9 protein-coding genes and 1 tRNA gene are annotated in these 11178 nt (G+C 46.1%); 5 read left to right on the forward strand and 5 right to left on the reverse strand.

Features of this window, described 5'->3' with window-relative positions:
- Positions 1 to 32 precede the first annotated feature (32 nt).
- Both dtd and RH86_RS11060 read right to left on the reverse strand, forming a co-directional pair.
- Complete coding sequence (dtd, locus tag RH86_RS11055; RefSeq protein WP_009386254.1) at positions 33 to 467, reverse strand: D-aminoacyl-tRNA deacylase; 435 nt, start codon at positions 465 to 467, stop codon at positions 33 to 35.
- A complete protein-coding gene (locus RH86_RS11060; RefSeq protein ID WP_038219598.1) occupies positions 439 to 1350 on the reverse strand; it encodes a virulence factor BrkB family protein in 912 nt (303 codons plus the stop codon). Before RH86_RS11060 ends, dtd begins: the two co-directional genes overlap by 29 nt.
- Before the next feature lie 86 nt (positions 1351 to 1436).
- On the opposite strand from RH86_RS11060, the gene RH86_RS11065 reads away from it, so the two are divergent.
- Entirely contained in the window at positions 1437 to 2078 is a 642-nt protein-coding gene (locus RH86_RS11065) for a DUF2959 domain-containing protein (protein ID WP_005596885.1), read from the forward strand.
- Positions 2079 to 2081: 3 nt separating this feature from the next.
- Here RH86_RS11065 and RH86_RS11070 read toward each other — a convergent pair whose 3' ends face one another.
- The gene (locus RH86_RS11070; RefSeq protein WP_009386256.1) at positions 2082 to 2621 is read right to left on the reverse strand and encodes an AAA family ATPase; all 540 of its coding nucleotides are present in this window, start codon (positions 2619 to 2621) and stop codon (positions 2082 to 2084) included.
- 135 nt (positions 2622 to 2756) lie between these two features.
- On the reverse strand, positions 2757 to 4589 hold the full coding sequence (gene typA / locus RH86_RS11075) for a translational GTPase TypA (protein ID WP_006713712.1): 1833 nt from the start codon (positions 4587 to 4589) through the stop codon (positions 2757 to 2759).
- Positions 4590 to 5162: 573 nt separating this feature from the next.
- Here typA and glnA point away from each other — a divergent pair.
- The 4 genes from glnA to add all read left to right on the forward strand — a co-directional run bounded on the left by glnA (position 5163) and on the right by add (position 10685).
- On the forward strand, positions 5163 to 6572 hold the full coding sequence (gene glnA, locus RH86_RS11080) for a glutamate--ammonia ligase (protein WP_006713711.1): 1410 nt from the start codon (positions 5163 to 5165) through the stop codon (positions 6570 to 6572).
- Positions 6573 to 6908: 336 nt separating this feature from the next.
- Positions 6909 to 7958, forward strand: a complete 1050-nt coding sequence (gene glnL / locus RH86_RS11085; protein ID WP_009386257.1) for a nitrogen regulation protein NR(II) — start codon at positions 6909 to 6911, stop codon at positions 7956 to 7958.
- Between the two features lie 39 nt (positions 7959 to 7997).
- A complete protein-coding gene (gene glnG, locus RH86_RS11090; protein ID WP_005596877.1) occupies positions 7998 to 9401 on the forward strand; it encodes a nitrogen regulation protein NR(I) in 1404 nt (467 codons plus the stop codon).
- A 279-nt stretch (positions 9402 to 9680) separates the two neighbouring features.
- Positions 9681 to 10685, forward strand: a complete 1005-nt coding sequence (gene add, locus RH86_RS11095; RefSeq protein ID WP_009386258.1) for an adenosine deaminase — start codon at positions 9681 to 9683, stop codon at positions 10683 to 10685.
- 302 nt (positions 10686 to 10987) lie between these two features.
- Here add and RH86_RS11100 read toward each other — a convergent pair.
- A tRNA-Ser gene (locus tag RH86_RS11100) sits at positions 10988 to 11078 on the reverse strand.
- Positions 11079 to 11178 lie beyond the last annotated feature (100 nt).

Here is an 11178-nt window from a genome sequence, read left to right on the forward strand (position 1 = left end):
TTAATGCTGTGTGTACCGCAGCAGCAAACCTGCTAGACCTGCAGCCAAAACGTCACTGGGCCATCATTGACCAAAGAGACTTTCATATCAGCAGCGAAGCGGCCACGTTCCGTCGGCAGAACCGTTGCACACTGATCAGCGAAGTAATCATATAAGCGTTCAGCATCAACCGGATGGGCACCACGAGAGAAACCCGCACGTGTCCCTTTGTTGGTGTCAGCGGGCAGAGTAAACTGAGAAACCACCAACACTTTACCTTCCACTTGTTTAACGTTGAGATTCATCTTGCCTTCTTCATCGCCAAATACGCGGTAAGTGGTGACACGCTCCATCAAACGCTTTGCTTTGGCTTCATCATCATCTTTCTCGACGCCAATCAAGACTAATAACCCTTGTTCAATTTCACCCACAACGTCGCCATCAACACGCACCGTTGCTTCACTCACTCGTTGAATTAGAGCTATCACTCTGACTTCCTTCTGGTTTACTACTTAGGTATTTTCCGCTTGAGTGTACCACGCTTGTGTCGTCACTCCACTGTTCCTGCTCACCTAATGCGGCAGTCACTTCCGCCCCCACTAATACAATCAACCAACACAAATAGACCCAGATAAACAGGATCGGAATCGCTGCCAATGCGCCGTAAATCACTTGATAGGATGGAAACTGAGTGATGTAGGCAGCAAAGCCTTTTTTACTCAGTTCAAACAACAGTGCCGCAACAAGAGCCCCTATCATGGCATGGGAAAGTTTCACTTTTTTGTTCGGCACCACCATGTAGAGACTGACAAACGCAAGGAAGGACAAAATTAGTGGTAGCCAGCGTAAAAACTCATCATATGCGCTGGATAAAACATGACTCTCCAAGACACGTAATGAGGTGACATACGAGCTCACCGCAATGCTCGCACCAACTAGAATCGGCCCCAAGGTAAGGAACATCCAGTACATTGAAAAAGAGAACACCACGCGGCGCTTTTTGGTCACTCGCCAAATGTAGTTGAGGTTGTTATCAATATTTGAAATCAGCATCACAGCGGCAACAAACAAGAAAGCACCACCGACCGCGGTCATCTTGCCGGTATTGCTAATGAATTCCAGTAACGCGTTTTTCACCACATCGCCCGCCGTTGGAACGAAATGGGTAATAACAAAATCCTGAATGGTGTTGCCGACATCGGCGAAAATTGAGAAAGAAGACAATACAGAAAGTAATACTGTCAGCATTGGCACAATGGAAAGCAAGGTAATGTAGGCCAAATAGCCCGCATTGACATTAATTCGATCGTGCAACATACGCGCTAGGAGGTAACGCGCAAATTGAATACACTGTTGAATGAAGGGGGTCATTTTCAACTTGTATCTCCCAATCATCTGATTCATCCTAATTCTGTTATTGCTCAATTTTATTATTAATCGCTTAAAGGGACGCTACGATGCCTTATCTGATTGCTTTGCTGGTTGCACTGACGACCTTGACAGGATGCCAATCCACCTATTATGCGGCGATGGAACAAGTCGGCGTACATAAACGCGATATCATGGTCGATCGCGTCGAAGACGCTAAGCTCTCACAACAAGAAGCACAGCAAGAGTTTACCAGCGCACTAGATGCACTGTCAGCCCTAACCCAGTTTGATGGTGGTGAGCTAGAGGCCGTTTACAATCAAATCAATGATAAATATGAAGCCAGTGAGGACGCCGCGCAAGAAGTAAGTGATCGAATTGCGGCGATTGAAGATGTCTCAGCTGCACTCTTTAGCGAGTGGGAACAAGAACTCGATCTCTACACCAATGCTTCTCTACGTCGCTCTAGTGAACAAAAGCTACGTGAGACACGTACATCTTACAATACCATGATTAAGGCGATGCAGCGTGCTGAGCAGCGTATGACACCGGTTCTCAATGCCCTACGCGACAATACGTTATTCTTAAAACATAACCTTAATGCCAGCGCGATTGGTTCCCTGCAAGGTGAGTTTGTCAGTCTCGAGAAAGAAATTGAACAGGCCATTAAACAAATGAACCAAGCGATCACCGAATCCGATAAATTCCTCAACAAACTACAAGCAAAATAAGCGCTATTCAGTGACAATCGAGAGTGCCAGTGCGCTCTCGATGAACCTCACTCGCTCATCCAACGTCCCCCAAGGCACTTCCACTACCTGATAGTCTAGTTGCTGATATATCGCCACCAGTGAGTTATGAATCGCTAATGCCCCATCAAATGGATACGGGCGTACCTCATCTTGCACATAGATCGCTTGGTGTGGACGACAGAAAAATACCTGCGCATGATAGCCTGCACTCGCCTGACGATAACGCGCATCAATCTCTAACTCTGCTTGCGCTAAATAACCACAAATATCGGGAATAGCTCGATCCAAAAACGCCACTTCCTGCAAACTTGCTTGCTGCTTTTGCTCGCCCATGCTGTCTAAACACAACGCGGCAAAACCGGGCAAGTCATGCCAAGGTAAAATGCCATTCTCCAATTGCGCTTGCTGCTCGATTAACGTGCGAGAAACTTCCGCAAAAGTCGCATAGCCTTTGCCTGCCAAGGCATTAATTAAGCTGGTTTTCCCTGCGCCCGGGCCACCGGTAATAATGATCGGTAACATCTCAATTCCTGAATTTTAAGACCAAACTAATCTGGCTGCTGTCGCGAGCCAAAGCCTGCTTTCACTTGCGATATGACAGCTATAAAAAAGGCCCTGATATTATCAGAGCCTTTGATTTAATCGACTAGCGACTAATTATTTTGGTGCACGACCTGCGCGTTTACGATCGTTTTCAGTCAGGTGACGTTTACGAATACGAATGCTTTCAGGTGTTACTTCTACTAGTTCATCTTCATCGATAAACTCAAGAGCTTGCTCTAGCGTGTACTTGATTGCTGGAGAAAGAACTTGCGCTTCATCTGTACCAGATGCACGAACGTTGGTTAGCTGCTTACCTTTTAGACAGTTTACAGTCAGGTCGTTTGAACGGTTGTGGATACCGATAACTTGACCTTCGTATACTTCGTCAGCGTGCTCAGTAAATAGACGACCACGATCTTGTAGGTTGAACAGTGCGTAAGTCAGTGCTTTACCTGTTGCGTTTGAAATTAGTACGCCGTTGTTACGCATACCGATTACGCCACCTTTGTGTGGACCGTAGTGATCAAACGTATGGTAAAGAAGACCAGAGCCTGAAGTTAGCGTCATGAATTCAGTTTGGAAACCGATTAGACCACGTGAAGGCATCATAAAGTCCATGCGAACACGGCCTTTACCATCTGGAGCCATATCAGTTAGCTCACCTTTACGTAGACCGATTTTCTCCATGATGCCGCCTTGATGCTCTTCCATAACATCAATCGTTACCACTTCGAATGGTTCAGAAAGGTCGCCGTTCTCATCTTTCTTGATGATTACTTCTGGACGAGATACTGCTAGCTCGAAACCTTCACGACGCATGTTTTCGATCAGGATAGATAGGTGAAGCTCACCACGGCCTGATACGCGGAAACGGTCTGGGTTGTCAGTTTCTTCAACACGTAGTGCAACGTTGTGTACTAGTTCTTTTTGCAGACGCTCAAGAATATTACGTGACGTTACGAACTTACCTTCTTTACCCGCGAACGGAGAAGTGTTTACTTGGAATGTCATCGTTACTGTTGGTTCATCAACAGATAACGGAGTCATTGCTTCAACTGCGTTTTGGTCACAGATAGTGTCTGAAATTTTCAGCTCACCAAGACCAGTGATTGCGATGATGTCGCCCGCGTTTGCTTGCTCGATCTCATGACGGTTAAGACCAAGGTAGCCCATTACCGTGCCAACTTTGCCGTTACGTTTGCTGCCATCAGCGCTAACGATAGTGACTTGTTGGTTTGCACGAACGCTACCACGAGTAACACGAGCAACACCGATAACACCTACGTATGAGCTGTAATCTAGCTGAGAGATTTGCATCTGTAGTGGACCATCAAGGTCAACGTTTGGTGCATCAACAGTATCAACTACTGCTTGGAACAATGGTTCCATGTTCTCGCCAGTTTCGCCTTCTTCAAGCGTTGCCCAACCGTTAAGTGCTGATGCGTAAACTACTTGGAAGTCTAGCTGTTCGTCAGTTGCACCTAGGTTGTCGAATAGGTCGAACACTTGGTCCATTACCCACTCAGGACGTGCACCTGGACGGTCAATCTTGTTGATTACAACGATTGGCTTAAGACCGTGAGCAAATGCTTTTTGCGTTACGAAACGAGTTTGTGGCATTGGGCCATCAACTGCGTCTACGATAAGCAATACAGAGTCAACCATTGACATGATACGCTCAACTTCACCACCGAAGTCCGCGTGTCCCGGAGTATCTACGATGTTGATGCGGTAGTCGTTCCAGTTGATTGCTGTGTTCTTAGCAAGAATGGTAATACCACGTTCTTTTTCGATGTCGTTCGAGTCCATGACACGCTCTTCAGCTTCGCCACGAGACTCCAAGGTACCTGATTGTTGTAGCAGTTTATCAACCAGTGTTGTTTTACCGTGGTCAACGTGCGCGATGATCGCGATATTTCTCAATTTATCAATCTGTGTAGTAGCCATGGATTATGATTCACTTATAAAAGAAATGACCCTCAGCGGATATAATTCAGCCAAGCATCACTTATTTGATTAAAAAAACGTCCGTAATGTACCAGATTTTAGCGAAAAACCTAGAAATATGTGATCCATCCCCGAGGTTTTCGACAATATTAGGCGTTTTAAGCAGCTAACTTTTTACTCAACTCGCCGCAACACCCTAAGCATAGTCAACAATCTCGGCGTCTTGGGCGAAATTATTGACGAAATAATGGAAATCGCTCTCCAGTTTAATCGTAAAATCGTTGACATATTGTGCAAACGGCGGCTGAATGGAATCGCCTTTTTTGCTGCATTATTGTGCACCACCCTTTTATTGCACCAATGTAGTGCAACCACAAACCAAAGTGGTGCAACAAAATAGCGCAAACACAAGGTAAATCGCATAATGCATTGAAATTAATGGATTAATTTTTTTGGCACGAATTTAGCTAAGTAAAAATCAGCATCGATTAATTAACTCTATTCAAGATTAATCAATGCTAGATTACCCAAATCGAGCTAATACCGCTTTAATAACACTGGAGGTTATCCAAGATGTCAGTTGAAAACGTTCTATCGCTGATCCAAGAAAACGAAGTTAAGTTTGTTGACCTACGCTTTACTGATACAAAAGGTAAAGAGCAACACATCTCTATCCCTTCTCACCAAGTCGATGCAGACTTCTTTGAAGACGGTAAGATGTTTGATGGTTCTTCAGTTGCTGGCTGGAAAGGCATTAACGAATCAGACATGGTGATGATGCCTGACGCAACATCAGCTGTTCTTGACCCGTTCACAGAAGATGCAACGCTAAACATCCGTTGTGACATCCTTGAACCTGCAACAATGCAAGGTTACGACCGTGACCCTCGCTCTATCGCAAAACGCGCTGAAGATTACATGCGTGCAACAGGTCTAGCTGACACAGTTCTTGTTGGTCCAGAGCCAGAATTCTTCCTATTTGACGATGTAAAATACTCAAATGACATGTCTGGTTCTTTCTTTAAGATCGATGACGTGGAAGCGGCATGGAACACAGGTGCAGATTTCGAAGGCGGTAACAAAGGTCACCGTCCAGGCGTTAAAGGCGGTTACTTCCCAGTAGCACCTGTTGACTCATCACAAGACATCCGTTCTGCAATGTGTCTAATCATGGAAGAGATGGGCCTTGTTGTTGAAGCTCACCACCACGAAGTAGCGACTGCGGGTCAAAACGAAATCGCAACTCGCTTCAACACGCTAACGACTAAAGCCGATGAAATCCAAATCTACAAGTACGTGGTACACAACGTAGCACACGCATTTGGCAAGACAGCGACATTCATGCCTAAGCCACTTGTTGGTGACAACGGTAGCGGCATGCACGTTCACATGTCTCTAAACAAAGATGGTCAAAACCTGTTTGCTGGTGACAAGTACGGCGGCCTATCTGAGATGGCACTGAACTTTATCGGTGGTATCATCAAACACGCTCGTGCAATCAACGCATTTGCTAACCCATCAACAAACTCATACAAGCGCCTAGTCCCAGGCTATGAAGCACCAGTTATGCTGGCATACTCTGCACGTAACCGTTCTGCTTCAATCCGTATCCCAGTGGTACCAAGCCCGAAAGCGCGTCGTATCGAAGCTCGCTTCCCAGATCCAGCAGCAAACCCATACCTAGCGTTTGCTTGTCTACTAATGGCTGGTCTTGACGGTATCAAGAACAAGATCCACCCAGGTGAAGCGATGGATAAAGACTTGTACGACCTACCAGCAGAAGAAGCAGCTGAGATTCCAAAAGTAGCAGAATCACTAGAAGTGGCTCTAAAAGCACTAGACGAAGATCGTGAATTCCTGACTTCTGGCGGCGTATTCTCTGATGACTTCATCGATTCTTACATCAAGCTAAAAATGCAAGATGTTGAGAAAGTGAACATGGCAACACACCCACTTGAGTTTGAACTTTACTACTCAGTGTAATTTGTTGGCATCAATACAAAGGCTCGCCTGATGGCGGGCCTTTGTTTTTTCCGCTTAATGTAAACTCATCCTCCATCGCAGCAACCCACGAACTTCGAGTCACTGCACTGCATTTCAATCACAGCTTGAGATATGCCAAAGCGGCAAGTAAATTGCATTATCTCTTACTATTACAGTGCCCCTTTATCGCGCGAAACTTCAACAGCAAAAAGCGTGATTTAAAGCGCTCTAAACGGCACTTTCGCTTTCTCTTCAATAGGGAATACGCCATACTTGATTTACAATGCACCATATTGGTGCACTGACGGGCCAATATGATGTGAATGGAGAATATAGGTGAGTCACGATCTCGATACGGTAATACTTAATCATCAAGTCACTGCGATTTTGATCATGGATGAATCGCTGTGTATTCAGTATGCCAATCCGGCTGCCGAACAACTGTTCTCACAAAGTGCCAAACGTCTGATCAATACCGCACTCCAGCAACACATCCAACACGCATCGCTCGAATTGAGCTTACTCTCTCAACCGCTGCAAAGTGGTCAAAGTATTACCGACAGCGATGTAACGCTTATTGTCGATGGCAAACCTTTAATGCTCGAAGTAACGGTAAGCCCAATCAGCTGGCAAAAACAGTTATTACTGCTGGTTGAAATGCGCAAAATTGATCAGCAACGTCGCTTATCACAAGAGCTTAATCAACACGCGCAACAACAAGCAGCCAAATTATTAGTACGCGGGCTAGCACATGAAATCAAAAACCCGCTCGGCGGACTTCGCGGTGCGGCGCAATTACTCGAAAGGTGCTTACCCGAGCAAAGTTTAAAAGAGTACACCCAGATCATCATCGAGCAAGCCGATCGTCTGCGTTCTCTGGTTGATCGCCTGCTTGGCCCACAGCGGCCTGGGGTTAAAAAAGCCGAAAACCTGCATCTGATTTTAGAAAAGGTACGTCAATTGGTGGCATTGGATGTCGGCAGCCAAATTGTGATTGAGCGCGACTACGATCCTAGCCTGCCTGACATTATGATGGATGTGGAACAAATCGAGCAGGCATTACTCAACATTGTCAGCAATGCCGGACAGATCCTCAGTAAGCAAGAGCTCGGCCAGATCACCATTCGCACCAGAACGGTGCATCAAGCCAATATCCATGGTCAACGCTACAAATTAGCCGCCAGTATTGAGGTAATTGATAACGGTCCCGGCATTCCTGCCGATCTACAAGACACCCTATTTTATCCAATGGTTAGTGGCCGAGAAGGGGGCACAGGTTTAGGCCTCTCGATTTCACAAAATCTGATCGACCAACATAAAGGCAAAATTGACGTGGAAAGCTGGCCAGGTCGTACATGCTTTACTATTTATCTGCCAATTACATAATACATAACGTGACACGCACAGCCGTGAGGAACAAAAAATATGAGCAAAGGATACGTTTGGGTTGTAGATGACGATAGTTCCATTCGCTGGGTGATGGAAAAAACGCTCTCATCGGCCAATATAAAATGTGAGACCTTCGCCGATGCGGAAAGCGTGTTGCTAGCACTGGAGCGGGAAACCCCTGATGTGCTCATTTCCGATATTCGTATGCCCGGAATCAGTGGCATTGAGTTGTTGAATCAAGTCAATGAGCGTTCACCGGATTTACCCGTGATCATCATGACGGCGCACTCCGATCTCGATGCTGCGGTCAATGCCTACCAACAAGGTGCGTTTGAATACCTACCAAAACCGTTCGATGTGGATGAAACTCTCACCTTGGTTGAGCGTGCGATTGCCCATAATCAAGAACAACGCCAACAACAAGCGAAGGCGGATAATCAGCTTCAGCCTACTCCAGAAATTATTGGTGAAGCACCCGCAATGCAAGAGGTGTTTCGCGCGATTGGTCGTCTCTCTCGCTCTTCTATTTCAGTCTTAATTAATGGCGAATCCGGCACAGGTAAAGAGTTGGTTGCTCATGCTCTGCATCGCCACAGTCCACGCGCTAAAAGCCCGTTCATTGCCCTTAACATGGCGGCAATTCCTAAGGACTTGATTGAATCGGAACTGTTTGGCCATGAAAAAGGCGCGTTTACTGGCGCAAATAGCGTGCGCCAAGGACGCTTTGAACAAGCCAATGGTGGCACACTGTTCTTAGATGAAATTGGTGATATGCCACTGGATATCCAAACGCGCTTGTTACGCGTATTAGCCGATGGTCAGTTCTACCGTGTTGGTGGGATTTCGCCAATCAAGGTCGATGTTCGCATTGTCGCGGCGACTCACCAAAACCTTGAGAAATTGGTGCAACAAGGCGATTTTCGTGAAGATCTTTTTCACCGCCTCAATGTTATTCGCATTCAAATCCCATCGCTAAGAGAGCGACGCCAAGACATCGAAAAACTCACCCTACACTTTCTGCAACTAGCGTCAGAAGAGCTCAGTGTCGATGTAAAAACCTTACACCCCACGACCGTTGAAACATTATCCAAACTCGATTGGCCAGGTAATGTGCGTCAACTGGAAAATATCTGTCGTTGGCTTACGGTGATGGCCAGTGGCAGTGAAGTTCTGCCCAACGATCTACCGGCCGAATTAATGGAAGTGAAACCAGCCTTAGCCAACAGCGCGAGTGATAACTGGCAGCAGCAGTTGTCTGATTGGGCTAAAGAAGCACTGGCAAACGGCGATTCTGAATTGCTCAGTTACGCTCTGCCAGAATTTGAACGTATTCTGCTAGAGGCCGCATTGGACCATACCAATGGCCACAAACAAGATGCCGCAAAGGTGTTAGGTTGGGGCCGAAATACTCTGACCCGAAAACTCAAAGAGCTGTATTAGCTATGCTTTGAGTCATTAACAAGCTTTTCAGGGGGTCGTTGTCAGTGACATTAAGCTTGAAACGTTTAATGTCTTTCGCCGTAACCAACAAAAGGAAACCGCAACGACCATCTATCTAATACCTCTACAGCAGATCCTCCTTAATGACGAGTGGCCAACAGATTTAGTTAACATGAAGTAAAACTCATCAAAATCAGATGAGTTTTAGCGCTTTCTGGGCTGACACTGATCAATTTGATTCTTATACTTAGCTCAATTTACCCCATTGAGATAAGTATAATGATAACTAAGAATTTGCCGCTCACTGATTTGCATCGCCACTTAGATGGCAACATCCGCACTCAAACTATTCTCGAACTGGGTCAGAAGTTTGGTGTAGCGCTACCTGCGTATGATATTGCAGGCTTAACACCCCATGTACAAATCGTTGAAGCGGAACCTTCGCTTGTCGCTTTCTTATCTAAATTGGATTGGGGCGTAGCGGTTCTCGGTGATCTAGAAGCCTGTCGACGTGTCGCCTACGAAAACGTAGAAGATGCTCTCAATGCACAAATCGATTACGCCGAGCTACGCTTTTCTCCTTACTACATGGCGATGAAACATAACTTGCCAGTGGCTGGCGTTGTTGAAGCGGTTGTCGATGGCGTACAAGCGGGTGTACGTGATTTTGGTGTTAAGGCTAACCTGATTGGCATCATGAGCCGTACGTTCGGTACAGACGCTTGCCAACAAGAGCTTGATGCCATTCTTTCGCAGAAAGAACATATCGTTGCTGTCGATCTTGCCGGTGATGAACTTGGCCAACCTGGCGAGCGTTTTGTTAGCCACTTTACTCAAGTTAAAAATGCCGGTCTTAATGTCACCGTTCATGCTGGTGAAGCCGCTGGCGCAGAAAGTATGTGGCAAGCCATTCGTGAGCTTGGCGCAACGCGTATTGGTCATGGCGTAAAAGCGATTCACGATCCAAAACTAATGGATTACCTAGCGGCTAACCGCATTGGTATTGAATCTTGCTTAACTTCGAACTTCCAAACCAGCACGGTTGAATCACTGGCTCATCATCCAATCAAACAGTTCCTTGAACATGGCGTTTTAGCGTGTCTAAACACCGACGACCCAGCTGTAGAAGGCATCGAGCTACCGTACGAATATGAAGTGGCTGCACCGCAAGCAGGCCTATCTCAAGCGCAAATTCGTCAAGCACAGATCAACGGCTTAGAGTTGGCGTTCTTATCTGAAGCAGAGAAACAAGCACTGCGCGATATGGCAGCCAAACGCGTTTAAGCGATGACATAAATTGAACTTCAAAGCCGGCCTTAGGGTCGGTTTTTTTGTATCTGCACCAATTGAGAGTTGAGAGTTGAGAGTTGAGAGTTGAGAGTTGAGAGTTGAGAGTTGAGAGTTGAGAGTTGAGAGTTGAGAGTTGAGAGTTGAGAGTTGAGAGTTGAGAGTTGAGAAATTGTATCTCTTTAGGATATAGAGCGGTCAAGCTATCGCATCGAATCTATCGATGACGATGGAGGCTCTACATTTTTAGGCGTTATAAACGAAAAAACCCCAGTCTTTCGACTGGGGTTATTCGAATGTGGCGGAGAGATAGGGATTTGAACCCTAGGTGGGCTATAAACCCACGCCGGTTTTCAAGACCGGTGCTTTAAACCACTCAGCCATCTCTCCACGTTCTTTCATCATCAGATTAGTACACTGACGATGTTGTTATTTGCGTGCAAATAACGGTATCTCTTGTCTTCACTTGGCTAAAGATGAAAACGAAATT

It is taken from the genome of Vibrio sp. N418, from assembly GCF_000222565.1.
GTDB lineage: Bacteria > Pseudomonadota > Gammaproteobacteria > Enterobacterales > Vibrionaceae > Vibrio > Vibrio scophthalmi.